The organism is Roseburia sp. AF12-17LB, assembly GCF_003479605.1.
Lineage (GTDB): Bacteria > Bacillota > Clostridia > Lachnospirales > Lachnospiraceae > Roseburia_C > Roseburia_C amylophila.
Map to the genome: position 1 here is coordinate 1 of NZ_QUHR01000015.1, position 18,987 is coordinate 18,987.

At 42.6% G+C, this 18,987-nt stretch carries 21 protein-coding genes, 2 tRNA genes and 1 riboswitch; of the genes, 2 read left to right on the forward strand and 21 right to left on the reverse strand.

The genetic code is table 11. The features are described 5' to 3' along the window. Positions 1–320: 320 nt before the first annotated feature. From DWV68_RS13370 to DWV68_RS13430, 13 genes are all read right to left on the reverse strand, one after another. Positions 321–410, reverse strand: a tRNA-Ser gene (locus tag DWV68_RS13370). A gap of 29 nt (positions 411–439) precedes the next feature. Further along, positions 440–525 (reverse strand) — tRNA-Ser (locus DWV68_RS13375). Between the two features lie 147 nt (positions 526–672). Then, positions 673–1,386 (reverse strand): 2-C-methyl-D-erythritol 4-phosphate cytidylyltransferase, encoded by a 714-nt coding sequence (gene ispD, locus DWV68_RS13380; RefSeq protein WP_118666017.1) that lies wholly within the window; start codon positions 1,384–1,386, stop codon positions 673–675. Further along, positions 1,386–2,417, reverse strand: coding sequence for a tRNA (adenosine(37)-N6)-threonylcarbamoyltransferase complex transferase subunit TsaD (gene tsaD, locus DWV68_RS13385; RefSeq protein WP_022243534.1), 1,032 nt, complete (start codon positions 2,415–2,417; stop codon positions 1,386–1,388). The genes ispD and tsaD overlap by 1 nt, the downstream gene beginning before the upstream one ends. Continuing rightward, on the reverse strand, positions 2,404–3,000 hold the full coding sequence (locus tag DWV68_RS13390; protein WP_117842246.1) for a DUF6715 family protein: 597 nt from the start codon (positions 2,998–3,000) through the stop codon (positions 2,404–2,406). The genes tsaD and DWV68_RS13390 overlap by 14 nt, the downstream gene beginning before the upstream one ends. Positions 3,001–3,002: 2 nt before the next feature. Continuing rightward, positions 3,003–3,914: a ribonuclease Z gene (locus tag DWV68_RS13395; protein WP_118666019.1), complete on the reverse strand. Its 912-nt coding sequence runs from the start codon at positions 3,912–3,914 to the stop codon at positions 3,003–3,005. A gap of 17 nt (positions 3,915–3,931) precedes the next feature. Further along, on the reverse strand, positions 3,932–4,126 hold the full coding sequence (locus DWV68_RS13400) for a hypothetical protein (protein ID WP_022243537.1): 195 nt from the start codon (positions 4,124–4,126) through the stop codon (positions 3,932–3,934). Positions 4,127–4,198: 72 nt separating this feature from the next. Further along, the gene (gene rimI / locus DWV68_RS13405) at positions 4,199–4,633 is read right to left on the reverse strand and encodes a ribosomal protein S18-alanine N-acetyltransferase (RefSeq protein ID WP_117947709.1); all 435 of its coding nucleotides are present in this window, start codon (positions 4,631–4,633) and stop codon (positions 4,199–4,201) included. Continuing rightward, positions 4,620–5,327 (reverse strand): tRNA (adenosine(37)-N6)-threonylcarbamoyltransferase complex dimerization subunit type 1 TsaB, encoded by a 708-nt coding sequence (gene tsaB / locus DWV68_RS13410; protein WP_022243539.1) that lies wholly within the window; start codon positions 5,325–5,327, stop codon positions 4,620–4,622. The genes rimI and tsaB overlap by 14 nt, the downstream gene beginning before the upstream one ends. Then, positions 5,324–5,755, reverse strand: a complete 432-nt coding sequence (tsaE, locus tag DWV68_RS13415; RefSeq protein ID WP_022243540.1) for a tRNA (adenosine(37)-N6)-threonylcarbamoyltransferase complex ATPase subunit type 1 TsaE — start codon at positions 5,753–5,755, stop codon at positions 5,324–5,326. Before tsaE ends, tsaB begins: the two co-directional genes overlap by 4 nt. A 12-nt stretch (positions 5,756–5,767) precedes the next feature. Continuing rightward, positions 5,768–6,271, reverse strand: a complete 504-nt coding sequence (locus tag DWV68_RS13420; RefSeq protein WP_117947710.1) for a YcxB family protein — start codon at positions 6,269–6,271, stop codon at positions 5,768–5,770. Between the two features lie 98 nt (positions 6,272–6,369). Further along, complete coding sequence (locus tag DWV68_RS13425; RefSeq protein ID WP_022243542.1) at positions 6,370–7,014, reverse strand: ECF transporter S component; 645 nt, start codon at positions 7,012–7,014, stop codon at positions 6,370–6,372. A gap of 119 nt (positions 7,015–7,133) precedes the next feature. After that, positions 7,134–7,282, reverse strand: a riboswitch (FMN riboswitch). Between the two features lie 76 nt (positions 7,283–7,358). Continuing rightward, positions 7,359–9,500, reverse strand: coding sequence for a Tex family protein (locus tag DWV68_RS13430; RefSeq protein ID WP_117698932.1), 2,142 nt, complete (start codon positions 9,498–9,500; stop codon positions 7,359–7,361). Positions 9,501–9,642: 142 nt separating this feature from the next. Here DWV68_RS13430 and DWV68_RS13435 point away from each other — a divergent pair, with 142 nt between their 5' ends. Continuing rightward, complete coding sequence (locus DWV68_RS13435; protein WP_022243544.1) at positions 9,643–10,065, forward strand: DUF4190 domain-containing protein; 423 nt, start codon at positions 9,643–9,645, stop codon at positions 10,063–10,065. Positions 10,066–10,130: 65 nt separating this feature from the next. Here DWV68_RS13435 and DWV68_RS13440 read toward each other — a convergent pair whose 3' ends face one another. Both DWV68_RS13440 and DWV68_RS13445 read right to left on the reverse strand, forming a co-directional pair. After that, positions 10,131–10,952: a DUF975 family protein gene (locus tag DWV68_RS13440; protein ID WP_117698933.1), complete on the reverse strand. Its 822-nt coding sequence runs from the start codon at positions 10,950–10,952 to the stop codon at positions 10,131–10,133. Positions 10,953–10,971: 19 nt separating this feature from the next. Beyond that, positions 10,972–11,442 carry a hypothetical protein gene (locus tag DWV68_RS13445; protein WP_242986237.1) on the reverse strand — a complete coding sequence of 157 codons (471 nt, stop codon included), beginning with the start codon at positions 11,440–11,442 and terminating at the stop codon, positions 10,972–10,974. A 154-nt stretch (positions 11,443–11,596) separates the two neighbouring features. Between DWV68_RS13445 and DWV68_RS13450 the strand changes: the two genes are divergently transcribed. Further along, positions 11,597–12,049 carry a DUF2752 domain-containing protein gene (locus tag DWV68_RS13450; RefSeq protein ID WP_118542326.1) on the forward strand — a complete coding sequence of 151 codons (453 nt, stop codon included), beginning with the start codon at positions 11,597–11,599 and terminating at the stop codon, positions 12,047–12,049. A gap of 206 nt (positions 12,050–12,255) precedes the next feature. On the opposite strand, the gene glpK is transcribed toward DWV68_RS13450, so the two are convergent. The 6 genes from glpK to DWV68_RS13480 form a co-directional block, all read right to left on the reverse strand. Next, the gene (glpK, locus tag DWV68_RS13455) at positions 12,256–13,770 is read right to left on the reverse strand and encodes a glycerol kinase GlpK (RefSeq protein ID WP_118666021.1); all 1,515 of its coding nucleotides are present in this window, start codon (positions 13,768–13,770) and stop codon (positions 12,256–12,258) included. A gap of 69 nt (positions 13,771–13,839) precedes the next feature. Then, entirely contained in the window at positions 13,840–15,039 is a 1,200-nt protein-coding gene (locus tag DWV68_RS13460; RefSeq protein ID WP_022243549.1) for a homoserine dehydrogenase, read from the reverse strand. Positions 15,040–15,046: 7 nt separating this feature from the next. Next, on the reverse strand, positions 15,047–15,490 hold the full coding sequence (locus DWV68_RS13465; protein WP_117947715.1) for an ACT domain-containing protein: 444 nt from the start codon (positions 15,488–15,490) through the stop codon (positions 15,047–15,049). 184 nt (positions 15,491–15,674) lie between these two features. Further along, positions 15,675–16,499, reverse strand: a complete 825-nt coding sequence (locus tag DWV68_RS13470) for a TPM domain-containing protein (RefSeq protein ID WP_118666023.1) — start codon at positions 16,497–16,499, stop codon at positions 15,675–15,677. Beyond that, complete coding sequence (locus DWV68_RS13475) at positions 16,493–17,587, reverse strand: TFIIB-type zinc ribbon-containing protein (RefSeq protein ID WP_117842240.1); 1,095 nt, start codon at positions 17,585–17,587, stop codon at positions 16,493–16,495. Before DWV68_RS13475 ends, DWV68_RS13470 begins: the two co-directional genes overlap by 7 nt. Positions 17,588–17,605: 18 nt before the next feature. Continuing rightward, on the reverse strand, positions 17,606–18,955 hold the full coding sequence (locus DWV68_RS13480; protein ID WP_118666025.1) for an SPFH domain-containing protein: 1,350 nt from the start codon (positions 18,953–18,955) through the stop codon (positions 17,606–17,608). Positions 18,956–18,987 lie beyond the last annotated feature (32 nt).

Below are 18,987 nucleotides of genomic sequence, written 5' to 3' on the forward strand. Positions count from 1 at the left end.
TCAGAAATCTAGCTTGGCTAAATATCCTAAAGTTTACTGTTTTAGGTCGCATTTTTCTATATGAATAGAGATGCTGTCCTGAATGATTTTGTAATCTTTACGATTACGTTTTTCTCAAAATCTTTCAAGGTTATTTCACTGTTCAGTTATCAAGGTTCTTGACCAGTTCTGCGAACTCTTTTGCTTTGTTCTCACCGGTCAGCTTGTTTATATTATCACAGGACTTTCTCTTTGTCAACAACTTTTTTACTTTTTTTGACTTATTTTTTACAGTCGTAAAATCCATTGTCGAACGTCCGCATGATCATCTCACAAGCGAGCGGAGAAGGAGGGATTTGAACCCTCGCGCCGCTGTTAACGACCTGCACCCTTTCCAGGGGTGTCCCTTCGGCCAGCTTGGGTACTTCTCCGAATCAGTTTCCAATTATTAAGTTGGAAGCGGAGAGAGTGGGATTCGAACCCACGCGCCCTTGCGGACAAACGGTTTTCAAGACCGCCTCGTTATGACCACTTCGATATCTCTCCATATTGATACGCTTCAAATCAGCGCAAAAATGATTCTATCATCAAATAGATAGCATGTCAACAATTATTTTCATTTTTTCAAAATCATTTTTCAAAATTTCAAAACATATTCATTTGATTTCCCATTGGTGCCGGATGGTTCATTTTCTATGAACATACACCCTTACCAGGATTTCCTGCATTCAGCATAAACTCCGCCATTTCCAAATCTTCCGGTGTTGTAATCTTAAAATTGCGATAGCTCCCATCTATTACATATACCGGAACTTTTCCATACGCCTCCACTACCATTGCATCATCTGTAACATCTTCTCTTCCATCCGCTATCATCTTCTGATAAGAATCATAAATCAGGGAATAGAAAAATGCCTGCGGTGTCTGTACCGTATAAAGGCTTTTTCTTGGTGGTGTATCCTCTACTTTTCCATTTTCATCTACCTTTTTTATGGTATCCTTCACCGGCACAGCTGCAATACATGCATGTTTTTTCTGCACTTCATCCATTATATGTCGGATGACTTCCTGCCCTATAAACGGGCGTGCCCCATCATGAATCAGTACATAATCCGTATGTTCACACGCACTTAAGCCCTGAAAAACAGAGTGGTAACGTTCCTTACCACCCTTTACTATCTTCGTTACTTTATGCAATTTATATTTTTCTACAATTTCTTTCCGGCAGTATTCCTCTTCTCCTTCACCGGTTACCAGTACGATTTCATCTACCGGGCTTTCTTCAAATGCCTTAAGGGTATAATAAATCACCGGCCTCCCACAAAGAAGCAGATACTGCTTATGGACAGAGCTTCCCATGCGGCTTCCTTTTCCCGCAGAAAGCACGATTGCTGTATACTTTGCCATTAACGTTCTCCTAATTTTAAGTTTGGTACTGCATTCAAATCAAGTCCGGAACGGATTCCCGCCCGGTAATCATAATATGCTGCTGCACCTATCATTGCTGCATTATCGGTACAGAGAATCGGCGACGGATGATAAAATGCCACATTTCTCTTCCGGCACTCTTCTTCCATTGCTCCTCTTAAGGTTCCATTAGAAGCCACTCCTCCCGCAATAGCAAATTTATCAATCTGATATTTTTCAATGGCATGCATGGCATTTCCCACCAGCACATCAATAACCGCTTTCTGGAAAGATGCTGCAATATCCGCCTGCACAATCTCAATACCTTTCATTTTACAGCTGTTCAGATGGTTTAAAACAGCAGACTTTAAGCCACTGAAGCTGAAGTCATACTCCCCATCTGCAATCTTCGGTCTTGGGAATTCCACAGCATGAGGATTTCCTTCATGTGCTACTTTTTCAATCTTTGGTCCACCCGGATAGCCTAATCCGATTGCTCTCGCCACTTTATCAAAGGCTTCACCTGCTGCATCATCCCTGGTTCTTCCAAGTATCTCATATTTTCCATAATCCAGTACTTTTACCAGATGTGTATGACCGCCGGATACTACAAGACATAAAAATGGTGGCTCTAACTCTTTATTTTCAATATAATTTGCGCTGATGTGTCCCTCAATATGATGCACACCTACCAGTGGAATATTTCTTGCATAACTGATTGCTTTCGCTTCTGCCACACCAACCAGGAGGGCACCCACTAATCCCGGTCCATAAGTTACACCGATTGCGTCTATATCTGCCCAGTCTGCCTGCGCTTCCTGCATTGCTTCTGTTATTACCTGATTAATTTTCTCAATATGTTTACGGGATGCAATTTCCGGAACCACACCTCCATATAAGGTATGTAATGCAATCTGGGATGAAATGATATTCGATCTCACATCCCTTCCATTTACTACAACTGCCGCCGCAGTCTCATCGCAGGAACTTTCTATTGCAAGAATTGCAATATCTCCTTTATTTTTCTGCATCACCATTGTCTCCTTCCAGTGCCACAAATCCTAATATTTTCCAGTCCCCATTCTCATCCTTACGCAGCACATATTCCTGGTTAGCCCGGTTATATGCCTTGGTAGAGCGCAGGAAATAAGATGCCGTCACATAGGCACAATCACTTCCATCTACTTTCTTATAAGCCACTTCATCTGTATCGCAGACAGATGCTGTTGCTATAATCTTACTTTCTGCTTTATAAGCCGCAATGTCATTCTGCATCTGGGTTGAAAATGTATCCTGCGGATTGTTTTCCAATAACTCTTCATCCATCAGTGCACGCATCTTCTCCAACAGCTTCTGGTACTGCTCATCATCATAAGTTTCATTATAAAGGCAGAGCAGAATCCTATTATAATATTTGATTACAGCACGAGGTGACGCCGGATAATCCTTCTCTAAATTTTTACTTAAAACAGAGGTTATCTCATCTGTTTCTCCTGTTGTTTCCACACTTCTTGGTGAGCGGTTTGTCAGATAATAATAAAATCCGACCACAATTCCAATGCAAATCACACCTATAATAACTGTCTTAATTATGCCTGCTGTACGTTTCTTCATGTTTACGCCTCCTCAAAATCCAGTGTAACACTCTTTCCATCTTTGCCTAAATATGCATTCGGATATATCTTCCTTACAGCATCCATATAGTCTTCGCCCCTTACAAGGGACGGGCTGAAGTGGGTAAGCCACATTTCTTTCACCCCGGCATCCTTGGCAAGATGTGCTGCTTCATAAAAAGTCATATGTTTATATTGTTTCGCTTTTGCAAGTTTCTCTTTTTCTGCATACATACCTTCACAGATAAATAAATCGGAATCTTTGGCATTTTTTGCAATGCTCTCCGTCGGGCGGGTATCAGTACAATATGTCAGCTTGATGCCTTTTCTTGGCGGGCCTAATACCATTTCCGGCAGATAGGTCTTGTCCTCTTCTTCAATAATTTCACCTTTTTGCAGGCGGCTCCAGTATTTCTGCGGTATCTGCCGTTCTAATGCATGTTCCACTGAAAATCTTCCAGCCCTTGAAATCTCCAAGGTATAGCCGTAGCAGATAACATTATGGTTCACCCGGAAAGCATGGATCGTATATCCCTTTAATTCTATAGTCTCTTCCGGTTCCGTCAGTTCTATAAATTTAATCCCAAAAGGCAGTTCCGGTGCAATCACACGCAGTGCATTTACCACACGTTCCAGCCCCTTTGGTCCAATCATCGTCAGCGGCTCCGTTCGTTCCGCATTTCCCATGGTAAGAAGAATTCCAGGCAGTCCGCTGATATGGTCCGCATGGTAATGTGTAAAGCACATAATATCCACCGGCTTGAAGCTCCAGCCTTTTTCTTTTACTGCAATCTGGGTGCCTTCGCCACAGTCAACCATCAGACTGCTGCCATTATATCTTGTCATCAGTGAAGTCAGCCAGCGATATGGCAATGGCATCATTCCACCGGTTCCTAATAAACAGACATCTAACATTCTATTTCCTCAGCTCTCTATACAATTTCTGTTACTTCTTCCATTAAAGGCGGTATCACAAACTGTTTTGTCCATTCATCAAAGCAGGACTCGCATACACGCAGTTTGCTTTTCACACCATCCTTAGCAGAAAAATAATTCCATTCTTTTTCTATATAAATATAATCCTGTTTTCGTTCTTCGATTTCTTTTCCACAACAATTGCAAACCATTTCGCATCCTCCGTCTCTTATCTTGTGGTTCTCTTTCATTATAGAACCATTCTAATAAATTTGCAGTGGAAATTACTGGACCCTGCTCATGATATATGCATCCTCTGAGGGCTTTTCATAAAAATTCTTTCGAGTTCCAAGTACAGAGAATCCAAGTTTCTGATACAGGCGAATGGCAGGCTCATTGGATACCCTTACCTCTAAAACATACCGGCTAATACCATGTTTTCTACCCTGCTGCATTAGTTCTGTTACTAGTTGTTCCCCATAACCTCTGTTTCTGCAGGCTTCACTTATTGCCACATTGGTAATCTCGCCTTCATCTAATGCCATATACATTCCACAATATCCTAAGATGGAACCCGCTTCTTCTGCCACCAGAAAAATCACATGGTTCATGGCAAGAGCATCGCGAAATCCCTGCTCGCTCCATGGCTGCGAAAAAACTTTTGCCTCTATGGCTGCTACATCAAAAACATCTGCCTCTGACATTCTACGAATTTCCATGCTGTTCCATCCTCTCGCGTTCTGCCTGGGAAAGGCGCAGATATTCCGGTTTGTGTTCTTCTGCAGATTCTAATTTACCTGCTTTGTAATATTCTTCTCCTAAAGCTGCAACAGCTGCTGCACGCTGCTTATTCACATGTGCCGGTGCAAAGGAATATGGCACTTTACAGTTTTCTTCTATATAAGTGGTAAATACCGGGACACCATCTCCCAAAAATACAACCGGAGCATTGTTTTCATTTATCTTTGCTACAATCTCATCAATTCCCACAACGCACTGTGGGCACAATACCTGCATTTTTTCGTCTTCAAACTGATATAAACCGGTATAGGTCTGGTTTCTTCTGGCATCCATTAATGGACAGATAATATCTCTATGCCCATAGAGGTTGTATGCCAGTGCATCCACGGTCGGTACGGATATCAACGGCTTATCCAGTGCAAGTCCCAATCCTTTTGCTGTTGCAGAGCCAATCCGAAGTCCGGTAAATGAGCCCGGGCCCGCTGCAATTGCAATGGCATCTAATGTATCCAAATCCAGTTCTATCATTTTCGCAAGTTCATCTAACATTGGCAGCAAGGTCTGTGAATGTGTTTTCTTATAATTTACAGTAAATTCTCCCAACAGCACATCATCTTCTACTACTGCTACGCTGGCTACCAGTCCGGAGCTGTCCAATCCCAATATTTTCATCGTTCCACCTCTTCTATTGTTATCCTGCGATAATCAAATCCTTTTTCCAAATCTTTTTCTATTGTTATCTGCCGGTAATGATCCGGTAAAATTTCTTCAATCAGATTTGCCCATTCTATCATGGTCAGACCATTTCCATAAAAATAGTCCTCATAGCCGATTTCATCCATTTCCTCAATATCCGCAATCCGGTATACATCAAAATGATAAAATGGCATTCTTCCTTCTTCATACTCCTGCACAATAGTAAAAGTCGGACTGCAGATAGGTTCTGTTATCTCCAAACCCTTGGCTATTCCCTGGGTAAAAACGGTTTTTCCTACTCCCAAATCTCCGATTAATGTATACACTTCTCCCGGCTTTGCTTCCCGTCCAATCTGTTCGCCTAACTTTTCTGTTTCTTCTGCCGAAAATGTTTCATATACCATATACTTTTCTTCCTATCTCTTCTTCATACAATTCTGGTGCTTCTTCAAATTCTTATCTGCCAGTTCCTTCAACGCTGCATACTGTCCGCCTACAATTTCCATCGGCAGGATATATGCATTTACGCGGCTGCTGTAAATCAGAACATTATGCTTTGTTGACACCATTTTATAAATCTGTTTCCACTCCAGCAGGGCATTTTCTTCTCCCAGAGATACATGGACACCTTCATCATCCAACATATAATGCAGCGTACTTTTCAGTGCCTCTGACATGGAAATCTGTCTTGCCGCCCGCATTTTCAAGGTTAATGGAAAATAAAAAAGAAAGACAATGCCAAATATGATGTAAAGCACCGTATACATGGTATCTACCTTTCCATAGGTTCCCACTGCGGCTACAAATCCAAGCACCGCTGCCAAGATGGAAAAGATTCCGGTAAAACTGGTATATATATGATACATATTAAACCGGTACATATCGTTCGCTGTTATTTTTACATCAAATTCAATTGGCATTGTCTTTCCTCCTGCTTACTTTTCTGATTGAAGTATAGCATTATTTTCGGGAATAGACAAACTCTTTATCAATTTTGTGTCGGGCAAAAAAGGGACGTCTAATTCTTACGGCTGTTGGTTCCTTTGATGATTGGTGAAATATGTTTATAAATCAAAAATGTAATTCCAACACTAATCATACCTTTTAAGAAGGTGAATGGCATATTAAATACTACAAGACACTCCAATAAATTATCCATATGTCCGCCTACTGCAGAAGCGATTGCATTGTAAGCACCAATAATGGCATCTTCCGGCATAAATGCTGTATAGAACGGATATACCAGGAAATAGTTTGATACCACACTGAATACTGCCATGAAAAGTGCTCCTGCTAAAGAACCGATTAATGCACCTTTGCGGTTCTTCTTAAATTTGTAAATCAGTCCTGCCGGAAGCACGAACGCTACTCCAAGAATGAAATTGGACAGTTCTCCAACACCACTTGTGGTTGTAATAGTCAGATGAATCAGATTTTTAATCAGGCAGATTACAATTCCGCTGACCGGTCCCATGGAAAATGCTCCAATCAATGCCGGAAGTTCTGAAATATCCAGTTTGATGAAGTTTGGCATAAAAGGAACTGCAAAATCAAGGAACATCAGGATGAACGCAATGGCTGAAAGCATTGCTGTCATCGTCAGATATCTTGCATTTACACCTGTTTTTACGTTGCTGTTTGTTGTTACACTGTTTGTACTCATTTCTTTTACTCCTTTTTTCTTTACTTTTAGCTCTTGCAAGGGATGTCCGGAGTATTGGTGTACCATAAAAGCCCCGGATAAAACTATCCGGGGCACGCAAAATAATCACCTTAATGGTCACTTATCTTCTCCCATCCAGACTATACTGTCGGTTTTGGATTTTCACCAAATCAACTGCAATACTGCAGTTCACGGACTAATGTGTCATGCACAATCACCGTCGGTCGGGAATCTATGCTTCGCATATCACCCTGCCCCGAAGACTTCCTATTCAATTACTATGGGTCTATTGTAGAGCTTCACTTTTTCCTTGTCAATACCCAATTTTATCTGTTACCTTTTATTTACAGTTTCATAGTAAGCTGGATTCTCTGTTTCTTAAGGTCTACGCTCATTACTTTTACTTCTACAATATCTCCCACACTGACCACTTCCAGCGGATGTTTGATATAGCGTTCGCTCATCTGGGAAATGTGTACCAGTCCATCCTGATGTACTCCGATGTCCACAAAGGCACCGAAGTCAATGACATTACGGACGGTTCCTTTTAATACCATTCCCGGGGTCAAATCCTTCATTTCCAGTACGTCACTCCGCAGAATCGGCTTTGGCATATCTTCCCTCGGATCTCTTGCCGGCTTTTCCAGTTCCTTTACAATATCCCGTAAAGTAAGTTCTCCTACTTCCAATTCTGCTGCCAGTTTCTTATAATCTGAAATCTTCTTTGAAATCCCGGTTAATCCGCCACCGGTTATCTCTTCTTCTGAATATCCTAATTTTTCCAAAAGCTTTCTGGTTGCTTCATAACTTTCCGGATGCACGCCGGTTGCATCCAACGGATTCTTTCCACCGGTAATACGAAGAAAACCGGCACACTGTTCATATGCCTTCGGTCCTAATTTTGCCACTTTCAAAAGCTGGCTTCTGGATGCAAATTTTCCATTTTCTTCCCGGTATGCCACAATATTTTTCGCAATCACTTTGCTGATACCGGAAATGTATTCCAACAGGGATACAGATGCGGTGTTTAAATCTACACCAACTTTATTTACGCAGTCTTCTACCACGCCGCCTAAGGCTTCACTTAATTTTTTCTGGTTCATGTCATGCTGATACTGACCAACCCCGATGGATTTCGGATCAATTTTAACCAGCTCTGCCAGCGGATCCTGCAACCGTCTTGCCATGGAAGTGGCACTTCTTTGTCCCACATCAAAGTTTGGGAATTCCTCTGTTGCAAGTTTACTTGCAGAATATACGGAAGCACCTGCTTCATTTACAATAATATACTGTACTTTTACCGGAATCTCTTTTAATAAATCTACAATAATCTGCTCCGACTCACGGGATGCTGTTCCATTTCCAAGAGAAATCAGTGTAATATGATACTTGGAAATCAGTTTCTTTAATACTACTTTTGCTTCCTCTACCTTATTCTGTGGCGCTGTCGGGTAAATGACTGTCGTATCCAATACTTTTCCGGTCGGATCTACCACTGCAAGCTTACATCCGGTACGGAATGCCGGATCCCAGCCAAGCACAACCTGTCCTGCAATTGGCGGCTGCATCAGAAGCTGCTCTAAGTTTTTTCCGAAAACTTTGATTGCTCCGTCTTCTGCCTTTTCCGTAAGGTCACTTCGAATCTCACGCTCGATTGCCGGTGCAATCAGACGCTTATAGCTGTCTTCGATTACTTCTTCCAAAACAGGTCTGGTTATGGCATTATCTTTGGTTATTACCTTTTTCTGTAAATACGGAATAATCTGTTCTTCCGGCACTTCTACTTTTACTGTCAGTATTTTCTCTGCCTCTCCACGATTCAATGCCAGCGTACGATGTCCTGCCATTTTTGCAATCGGCTCATCAAAATCATAATACATTTCATAAACAGATTCTGTTTCCGGATCTTTGGCAGCAGATACAATCCGACCATGTTTTACGGTAAGGTCACGGATGCGGATACGATAATCTGCTTCATCGGAAATATGCTCTGCAATAATATCCTTAGCACCTTCTAACGCTTCCTCTGCAGTATGAACTTCTTTTTCTTCGTTGATATATTTTGCTGCTTCTTCTAAGATTGGAGTCTTAAGCATCTGAAGACTGATTACATTTGCCAGCGGCTCTAAGCCCTTCTCTTTGGCGATGGTTGCTCTGGTTCTGCGCTTCGGTCGGTATGGACGGTACAAATCATCTACGACTACCAGTGTCTGTGCTTCTTCTATCTGTTTCCGCAGTTCGTCCGTCAGCTTGCCCTGTTCTTCAATGCTGGCAATGACCTGTTCTTTCTTCTCTTCTAAATTTCTAAGATAAGTCAGCCGGTCAAATAAGTTACGTAATATTTCATCATTTAATGCGCCGGTTGCTTCTTTTCGATACCGGGCAATAAAAGGAATGGTATTTCCTTCATCAATTAACTGAATTGCTGCCTGTGCCTGATTTTTTCTGATTCCAAGTTCTTCGGCAATTTTTGCTGTTATGTCCATCTTGTATTTCCTTTCCTGTTGATGCGTTTGCGCTCATTATAGCACATCAGGCATTTCTGCAAAAGGGAAGATTTTGGCTTTTATTGTTTTTTCCGGCAGAAAATGGTATACTGGATTTATTCACGATTTGAGGAGGTTTTTTATGGATTTTCAACAGCAGCCAAACGGCTATCAACCAAATCCCAATTATTCATATAATATGAACCAGGCACCACAACGTAATTACATGGACAAACGTTCCACCGGACTTGCCACCGCATCCATTGCTCTTGGCATTGTCTCCATTGTAACTTTCTGCTGCCTGTATGCAGCACTGCCTTGTGGGGCACTTGCCATTATTTTAGGACTTCTTTCCCGTGGCGGCGAGATGACTTTTTCCACCACCGGCAAAATCGGTATCGTCCTTGGAATTATCGGTCTTGTACTTACTATTGCACTTTATACTTTCGTCATTGTCATGATGTTTACCAACGCCGATTTCATCAACCAGATGTCCAATGGAAATACCGCTGATTATAACGAACTGATGCGGCAGTTTAATGAAATGAATCAAATGTACCAGTAAATATATGCAAAAGAAAAATGCCAGGAAACCAATTCTGATTTCCCGGCATTTTTCTTTTCTTATTTTTATACCGAAGCACTCCACGTACTGTACTGCGGATTCTGCTGTTTTGTTCCGTATGGGTCTGTCTGGTTTTCTGTCCGGTCTAATTCTCCTGTAATGTCACGATAGAATGTCACCTGTGTCTGCGTATAGTATGGTCCAATCCACAGGAAGCCAATTCCAAATGAAAGGAGGCCAAGGAAAGACCAGCCAAGGAAGCTTAACATGATATAGAAGTATCTTCCCTTGTTGCCCTGCATCAGTGCTTTACTTTCCCTCATTGCCTGCCGGATTCCCTTGGTATTATCCTCAAGCAATATCAAAAACAGCATGGAATATTTTAAGGAAAGAATAAATGCGATCACTTCTCCTCCAATTCCAAGTACACACATAGCTACTACATAGCCAATAAAAATCCCCTCTGTGATTTTCATGCTGCCGGAAATGGCAGTTACATACATTCCAACAGAGACTGCGATTGCCGGAAGCATCGGAATTAATACCACAACCATAAATAAAAGATATGCCAGAATGTATTTATCCGGATGATGATTGAATCCATAGAACATATCGGTAAACTTATATGGCTGCTTTCTTCCCATTCGCAGGGCAATCTGGAGAATTCCTATATTTAAAACAACCCCCAGCAATGCCAGTACAAATGCTGCCACATAATAAATTGCCCACTCCATTTTTCCGGAATACGGTGTCAAATTCCAGGAAAAGAACATGGTCGGCAAAGTTACGATTAACTGCGATACTACCATGGCTCCCATTGGCAATCCATAATGTCCGGTAAGATTTTCTCTTGCAATACGTTTTATTTCTGCTGATTTTCTTTTCATCTATCTCAAGCTCCTGTTTTTATTTTCTTGTGTCGATTCTGGCTCCGGTCAGATCTGCCGCATCCTGGCTCTTCCGCTCCTGCTGATAAGGATTTGTTTCATTCGGATACTTAATGGTGGTATTGGTCTCTCCGCCTGCCACATATACTCTTCCGCACTCCGGGCATACGCCGGTACGAAGTGTTACGCTTGCAGATACCACCTGACCATTTCCTTCTGCTGCTTTGGCATAAGCATTGGAAACATGTTCTGCCTCATGGGCTGCCACACGGATTCCCGCCGCCTCCGGAGAGATGTGGGAAGCTGATTTAAAAGAAACATTCTCGTTGGAACCATCCTGATATTTCCGGTTCTTACAGGTCTGGCATTCGCCTTTGCTGCCCTCTGCCACCCCGGTACTCTTCGCATCTGCGTCAGTTCCGACCCCATATGTATGATTGTACCCGGTATCATATCCTATATCTTTCGGATTCCATCCATCAATCTGCATAAACCACTCCTCCTTCCAAAGTCTGAAAAAAGTGCCTCTTTTTATTATACACATATCTTGGGTGAAACACAATAACTTTGACTTTCCCTTATGACAATTGTATACTACCAACAGATTCTATATTTTGTTTGAATACTGATTTGCGAGGGTTTATATGGAAAAGAAAAAAACGTCCACTGCTATGGACAACGGATTATATATCACCGGCTGGTGCATCATAGGCACTCTTCTTCTGCTGGTGCTTTTTATAAAAGCAACGAATATCCAGCTTTCAAAATATCTTTTCCCCTGTGTGCTTCACAGCCTGACCGGACTATACTGTCCCGGCTGCGGTGGCACCAGAGCGATAGCTTTTTTACTGCATGGGGATTTCCTGCACTCACTGGTTTATCATCCCTTTGTGCCATATACCTTTGTGCTCTGCACCTGGTTTATGATTTCCCAGACTATTGAGCGGCTCTCTAAGGGAAGGCTTCGTATTGGCATGCATTTCCGGGAAGTATTTCTTTGGATTGCACTGGCTATTATTATTATAAATTTCATTGTGAAAAATGCGGCTCTTCTATTCTTTCAGATTGATTTTATGCCGCTGACGCATATATCATAAGGTATTATATATCAAAACCTATAAGGAGCTGCCACCGGCAGCTTTTTCGAACGCTTAACGAGAAAAAAGAATGTGCCTTGGCAAATTCTCACGCCTGCGGCGGTCGCTTGCGACATCTACCTTATACGCCGCAGTGCGCATCCTCGCGGAGCGTTTTTTACTTTACAGGAAAGCAATTTCCTGTAAAGTGAAGAAGAGGAAGTGGCTTACGCCTCTTCCTCTTCTTCTGTATCTTTTGCCCATCCAAAGGCATATTTTACTGCCTTCTTCCAGCCTTTTAATTTCTTCTGTCTCTCTTCTTCTTCCATCTGTGGATGGAATACCCGCTCTATCTGCTGGTTCTTTATCACATCTTCTTTGGTCTTCCAGTAGCCTACTGCAAGTCCTGCCAGATACGCCGCACCTTTTGCCGTTGTCTCTACACATGCCGGACGGTTTACCGGCGCCTGTATCATGTCTGACTGGAACTGCATCAGGAAATTATTGGCACTGGCTCCGCCATCTACATTTAAGGAACGGATTTCGATTCCGGCATCCGCTTCCATGGCAGAAATAACTCCTTCCACCTGATAAGCAATGGATTCCAGTGTTGCCCGGATGATATGATTCTTGTTGGTTCCTCTGGTAATTCCAACTATCGTTCCTCTTGCATACTGATCCCAGTATGGTGCCCCCAGTCCGGTAAATGCCGGAACCACATAACAGCCATGGGTTCCTTTTACTTTGGTTGCCATATACTCTGAATCCGATGCGGAGTCAATGAGACGCATACCATCACGCAGCCACTGGATTGCCGCACCTGCCACAAAGATAGAGCCTTCCAGCGCATAATTTACTTTGCCATCCAACCCCCAGGCAATGGTGGTGACCAGTCCGTTTTCTGAAAATACCGGACGTTCTCCCGTATTCATCAAAAGGAAACAGCCTGTACCATATGTATTCTTCGCTTCTCCTTCGGAAAAGCAGGTCTGTCCGAATAAAGCTGCCTGCTGGTCGCCTGCTGCACCGGCAATCGGTATCGCACTTCCAAAATATGCCGGGTCTGTATAACCATAAACACAGCTTGATGGCATCGGCTTTGGCAGCATGCTCTCCGGAATATCAAGTTCTGCCAGAATATCTTTATCCCAGGTTAATGTATTTATATTAAAAAGCATGGTTCTTGATGCATTGGAATAATCGGTTACATGTGCTTCCCCTTTGGTCAGCTTCCAGATAAGCCAGGTCTCTACCGTTCCAAAGAGCAGCTTTCCTTCTTGTGCTAATTTCCTTGCACCCTTCACATTATCTAAAATCCACTTGATTTTCGTTGCCGAAAAATAGGCATCAATAATCAATCCTGTTTTCTTACGATAGGAATCTTCCAACCCCTTTTTCTTTAATGCATCTGCAATATCAGAGGTCCGGCGGCACTGCCAGACTATCGCATTATAAACCGGCTCTCCGGTCTCTTTGTTCCATACAATTGCCGTCTCTCTCTGGTTGGTGATTCCAATGGCTGCAATATCTGCTGCCGTAGCACCAATCTTAGACATTGCCTCTACTGCTACCCCAAGCTGTGTCGACCATATCTCATTGGCATCATGTTCTACCCATCCCGGATTCGGGAACATCTGACGGAATTCTTTTTGTGCCATACTGCAGATTTCACCGGCTTCATTAAAAAGAATACACCGGTTGCTGGTGGTTCCGGCGTCTAACGCCATAATAAATTTTGACATAAAAATACCCTCCTGAAATTATATTTATACCCTTAGTACAATTATAATTTCGAAGAGGGTTTTTCGCAACTATTTTACACGAATCATCTGAAGAATATCAGCAAGTTTTGCTGCTTTCTCTTCATATGCCGCTTCTGTCATTTCTTCTGTTACAAATCCAAGTTCGCCGTTTACACCTTCTGCTGCAACGAACTCAACTGCTCCGAATGCATTCTTTACTGCTGCTTCGTCTGCTTTGGTACGGACAAAGAAACGGTTGGTTACCATCTTATAATCTGCAAGCTCTAATTTCTCCGGTCTCCATTCCATTGGAAGGTTGGTATCTTTGAATTTTGCAATTTCAACCATATCAGCCACAACAGCACTGGCGGTTGGAAGTTTTCCTGCTCCACTTCCGTAGAACATTGCATCTCCTAATACATTACCATGTACAAAAATTGCATTAAATACATCATTTACCGGATACAATGGATGCTCCTGTGGAAGCATACATGGAGATACCATTGCACAATAGCTGTCTCCTACTTTACGGCTGGTTGCCAGTAATTTAATGGCTTTACCCATTGCTTTTGCATATTTGATATCTGTTGCACTGATTTTGGTAATTCCTTCCGTATGAATGTCATTGAAGTCTACCTGTTGTCCGCATACTAAAGAAGTTAAGATTGCGATCTTACGGCATGCATCAAAGCCTTCTACATCGGCAGTCGGATCTTTCTCTGCATATCCTTTATCCTGTGCATCCTTTAATACATCTGCAAATTCAGAACCCTCTACGCTCATCTTGGTAAGCATATAGTTGGTCGTTCCATTTAAAATACCGGTAATCTCTTCAATTACATCTGCAGTCAGGCAGGAATTTAACGGGCGAATAATCGGGATACCGCCTCCTACGCTGGCTTCAAACAGGAAATTCACATTTTTCTCTTTGGCAAGTGCAATCAGTTCTGCACCTTTCTCTGCTACTAATGCCTTATTTGAAGTTGTTACATGTTTTCCTGCCTCTAACATGGCACGGACAAAAGTATATGCCGGCTCTACACCGCCCATTGTCTCAACTACCATACCAATTTCAGGGTCTTCTGCAATTACTTTGTAATCATGCACAATTTTATCCTGAATCGGGTCTCCCGGGAAATCCCGTAAATCCAGAACATATTTTACTTCGATTGCTTCGCCTGCACGTTTTGCAATGCTGTCATGATTAATGTTTAATACTTCTACTACTCCGGAACCAATTGTTCCATATCCCATTACTGCTGCTTTCATTGTTGTTTCACTCCCTGGCTAATATTTTCAGATAATGTATTCCAGCCTGTCCTTCAATCTTATCTACCATCTGTGACAAATCTCCTGTCTCCGGCAGAATATCAATACTCAGTGTCAGGGATGCAATCCCGTTTACCGGTATGGACTGGTGGATAGTTAATATGTTGGCATGAAATTCTGCCACGATATTCAAAACGGTTGATAATAATCCCGGCGTATCATCCAGCTGGATTACCATCGTAATTGTTCTCCCCTTCGCATTGTCGTGAAATGGAAAAATATCATCTTTATACTTATAAAATGAACTCCGGCTGATATCTACCTGCTCGGCTGCTTCCTGTACGGATGTTACGCGGCCAGATTCTAAAAGACGTTTCGCTTCCACTACTTTCAGCAATACCTCTGGTACAGCCTTCTCTTTCAACACAAAATACTTCGTATTCTCTGCCATATTCCCCTCCGACTGTTTGTGGTACAAATACAACTGTTCTCACCAGAAAGATGATAGCACATATACACAGCCATTACAAGTAAATTTCTCTTTTTTATACAAAAGTACCCATATGGAACCTTTTTCGGATTCCATATGGGTAAATTGACGAATTTTTATATTTGCTTTCCTTATCCGAAAGCTCTTAGAATTTACGGCTTCCGCCTCCGGTGCTTCGTCCTCCTGCTCCGGTATGTACTGTTGTTCTGCCTGAACTGCTTCCGCCTCCACCAGAAGATTCCCTCTGGATATGACGATGGGTTACTACCTGATTTACAAAACGGTCAGTGCGGTTTGTAAGATTTACATGGCTGTTCTTGTGGTAATCATATTTGTACTTATCAAAATGCAGGCGGTATTTACCAATTGTGATTCCACAGAATGCGCCACCGATACCTAATGCCACCAGTAAGGTAATCAGAATTTCAAACCAGGTCAGCGTATTTTTCTCGTAGTAATCATACTCCCCGGTTTCTTCATCGTAATTATACTGACCGGTTGGCACGCCCTGTCCGTAATAATATTCTGCCTCATCAATCATTGCCTCCATGGCATCTGCATACTCTGCATCTCCCATATAATTGAAGCCTTCATCCAGAATACTTTCCACTCTTTCGTCCGTATAATAACGGTTTGCTTCTCCAAAATGAACCACTGCGATTTCACGGTTATCCATGTCAATGACAAAAGCAACGCCATCCATGCCGGTGGCATACTGGTCAAAGGTATTCTCTCCATACTCCTGGGAAGTATACCCCTGCGCATCCTCTGTGGTAAATGCATAGATTTCCCAGCCGGTCTCACTGGAAAAATCGCTGATTTTTTCACTGATGGAATCTGCTTCACTCTGGGCAAAAAGCTCTGCGTCATCATAGACGAAGTCTGCCTTTGGCTCTGATGCCATAACAGGAACAACAAATAACATACTGCATAAAAGCAGTAACGGTACAATTATCTTTTTCTTTACCATATCAGCAGCCCTCCTAACAATCCAAGTACCAGCACTGCTGCTGATATGATTCCACTAACCAGAGTCAGTTTCTTATAATCTACCGGAAGTTCTCCACATACTTTTCCAGTCTGACCATTCATGGAATAGTAATACATCTTGCCATTATTGGCGCGATAGGTGATGGTCCAGATTGGAAGAAGCACATAATTCCAGTTCTCACTGCCATTAGAAAATCCGCAGTTATGTACCTTCACACCGTCATAGCCGGATACACTTTCCCGCAAGAGCCTGGTTGCATAATCCTTTGTCTCTCGTCTAGCTTCCTCTGCTACGCCTTCTTTTTCAATATCACGCTTCTCTGCCTGAAAGCCAGAAAGATACCCCATGGAGAAATCCTTCATCTTGTCAAACTGATATGGCAGTACACCCTCTACCAGCTCTTTGTTGGCTTTCTGTAATGCATTCAGTTCCAGATTGGAAAGAGATACATCTCCGCCACGTTCTACTTCATAGAATTTTGTCTCGGTATATTCTTCATCCCCGGAACGCCATACCCGGACACGGGTTGCCTCTGCCGAAAGATTACCATTCATCCTGGTATCATAAATCCAGAATGGGAAGTATACACCAGATAATTTATCAATTTGTTTCTTATTGAAAAATGCCTTTGGAACAAACTTTTTCCTGCCTACATATTCCATAAAACGTTTTTCTGCTTCTTTACGGTCAATTGCAAACGGAATTACCTTATTCGGCATATAATTTCCGGATAATCTTCCGGAAAGCACTACCGGATTGTGGCAATAATAGCAGAAGGTTGCCGCTGTGGTTGCATCTGTTACAATCTGTGCGCCACAGCTTGGGCAGGTATAAATGACTGCTTCTTCCTCTGTCTTCTTCTCTTCCTGTGTTCCGTCTGTATTCTCAGAAGCCTGGCTTCCATCCATGCTACCGGCAGTTTTTTCCTTTTCCTCCGCCGGCTTCATGGCATCCAGTTCTTCCTGTGTAAATTTTGAGCCACAATATTCGCATTTATATGCGCCGGAAGCAGGGTCAAAAATCAGTTCGCCATCACAATTCGGGCACTTAAAACTAATTACTGACATGCAGTGCTCCTTCCTCCATTATGGTCTCTGTTTTCCACAATTGCTGCAGAATTTTCCGGTATTTACAGTTCCACATTCGCAGGTCCAGTCTGCTGCCGGAGCCGGTTTTCCGCAGTTAGTACAGAATTTTCCGGTATTTGTTGTTCCACACTCACAGGTCCAGTCTGTCTTTACTGCCGGTGCAGGAGCCGGTTTTCCACAGTTACAGCAGAATTTTCCGGTATTTGTTGTTCCGCATTCACAGGTCCACTCATTGCCTGCCGGTGCTGCTGCCTGCTGTGCCGGAGCTGCCTGTTGAGCCGGTGCTGCCTGCTGCACGCCTGCTACTCCGCCTGCTACTCCGCCTGCCATCTGTGCTCCATTATTCATCTGCTGGTTCTGCTGCATGCCTGCTGTCATCTGATTTAAGCTGTCCATGCTGCTGTTGAATGCATTCATTCCCATTCCAACACCCATAAATCCGGTCATTGCACCTGCTGCATTAGAACCTGCATCACGGATACCTTCCGTAATATTTCCAACAGCAATACCACGCATTACATTCGGGTCACTACCCATCATTGCACCTTTGTTGCGCAGATTGATAAGGTTAGTGGATTCCTCGTCGTAAGAGATGCTTGCAATACCTACTGCCTGAATCTCCATACCACGCATCTGGTTCCATTCCTCATCAAGAGTTTCTGACATGTATTTACTCAGCTCGCGTCCCTTGGATGATACATAGGAAATGCGGACGCCATCTGCAGATAACTGATTGATGGATGTCTGTAATGCTTCTAAGAATTCAGAGATATACTGTTCATTGATATCTGTGATTTCTACCCTGTCTTTGTTTCTTGGAATTGCTTCTGCATAGAAACGAATCGGGTCTACAATCTTAATGGAATAAGTTCCGTGTGCACGCAGGAACAATTCTGCATTGTAGAAATTATCAAAATAGTTAATCGGATTTCTTGTTCCGAATTTGATTCCCTTGATTTCCTGAAGATTTATAAAGAATACCTTCTGTTTATCCGGTGTCTGACCACCAAATTTGATACGTGCGAAGGAATCTTTTAAAGTATCCTTTAACTGTCCGTTAAACAGGGATGGCAAAGAAGAATTATCTACTTTGTAATATCCCGGTTCTGCAGTATAGTCTACGATTTTTCCACCATCTACTAACATCATAAACTGATTATCATATACATGGATGATGGAACCATTAGATACGGTATCATCCGTTCCCTTTGTATTCTGTCCACGGCGAATCAACACACCTCTGGTAAAGACGGTCTGATCTCCCATATCATCCGGCTCGATTACCTCTAACCACTGATCTGCAAAACTTCCTCCAACTGCCTGTGCTACTGCTTTAATTAAACCCATAACAAACCTCCTGTTTTCTTATGTTATATATT

What these genes read in the sequence shown, in the direction of transcription:
- rimI (WP_117947709.1), bottom strand. Translation starts at nt 4,633, where the DNA reads ATGGAAATTCGTAGAATGTCAGAGGCAGATGTTTTTGATGTAGCAGCC.
- DWV68_RS13450 (WP_118542326.1), top strand. Translation starts at nt 11,597, where the DNA reads ATGGAAAAGAAAAAAACGTCCACTGCTATGGACAACGGATTATATATC.
- DWV68_RS13440 (WP_117698933.1), bottom strand. Translation starts at nt 10,952, where the DNA reads ATGAAAAGAAAATCAGCAGAAATAAAACGTATTGCAAGAGAAAATCTT.
- ispD (WP_118666017.1), bottom strand. Translation starts at nt 1,386, where the DNA reads ATGGCAAAGTATACAGCAATCGTGCTTTCTGCGGGAAAAGGAAGCCGC.
- DWV68_RS13420 (WP_117947710.1), bottom strand. Translation starts at nt 6,271, where the DNA reads ATGCCAATTGAATTTGATGTAAAAATAACAGCGAACGATATGTACCGG.
- DWV68_RS13480 (WP_118666025.1), bottom strand. Translation starts at nt 18,955, where the DNA reads ATGGGTTTAATTAAAGCAGTAGCACAGGCAGTTGGAGGAAGTTTTGCA.
- DWV68_RS13465 (WP_117947715.1), bottom strand. Translation starts at nt 15,490, where the DNA reads ATGGCAGAGAATACGAAGTATTTTGTGTTGAAAGAGAAGGCTGTACCA.
- DWV68_RS13400 (WP_022243537.1), bottom strand. Translation starts at nt 4,126, where the DNA reads ATGGTTTGCAATTGTTGTGGAAAAGAAATCGAAGAACGAAAACAGGAT.
- tsaE (WP_022243540.1), bottom strand. Translation starts at nt 5,755, where the DNA reads ATGGTATATGAAACATTTTCGGCAGAAGAAACAGAAAAGTTAGGCGAA.
- DWV68_RS13435 (WP_022243544.1), top strand. Translation starts at nt 9,643, where the DNA reads ATGGATTTTCAACAGCAGCCAAACGGCTATCAACCAAATCCCAATTAT.
- DWV68_RS13390 (WP_117842246.1), bottom strand. Translation starts at nt 3,000, where the DNA reads ATGAAGAAACGTACAGCAGGCATAATTAAGACAGTTATTATAGGTGTG.
- DWV68_RS13395 (WP_118666019.1), bottom strand. Translation starts at nt 3,914, where the DNA reads ATGTTAGATGTCTGTTTATTAGGAACCGGTGGAATGATGCCATTGCCA.
- DWV68_RS13430 (WP_117698932.1), bottom strand. Translation starts at nt 9,500, where the DNA reads ATGGACATAACAGCAAAAATTGCCGAAGAACTTGGAATCAGAAAAAAT.
- DWV68_RS13470 (WP_118666023.1), bottom strand. Translation starts at nt 16,499, where the DNA reads ATGGTAAAGAAAAAGATAATTGTACCGTTACTGCTTTTATGCAGTATG.
- glpK (WP_118666021.1), bottom strand. Translation starts at nt 13,770, where the DNA reads ATGTCAAAATTTATTATGGCGTTAGACGCCGGAACCACCAGCAACCGG.
- DWV68_RS13460 (WP_022243549.1), bottom strand. Translation starts at nt 15,039, where the DNA reads ATGAAAGCAGCAGTAATGGGATATGGAACAATTGGTTCCGGAGTAGTA.
- DWV68_RS13475 (WP_117842240.1), bottom strand. Translation starts at nt 17,587, where the DNA reads ATGTCAGTAATTAGTTTTAAGTGCCCGAATTGTGATGGCGAACTGATT.
- DWV68_RS13445 (WP_242986237.1), bottom strand. Translation starts at nt 11,442, where the DNA reads ATGCAGATTGATGGATGGAATCCGAAAGATATAGGATATGATACCGGG.
- DWV68_RS13425 (WP_022243542.1), bottom strand. Translation starts at nt 7,014, where the DNA reads ATGAGTACAAACAGTGTAACAACAAACAGCAACGTAAAAACAGGTGTA.
- tsaB (WP_022243539.1), bottom strand. Translation starts at nt 5,327, where the DNA reads ATGAAAATATTGGGATTGGACAGCTCCGGACTGGTAGCCAGCGTAGCA.
- tsaD (WP_022243534.1), bottom strand. Translation starts at nt 2,417, where the DNA reads ATGCAGAAAAATAAAGGAGATATTGCAATTCTTGCAATAGAAAGTTCC.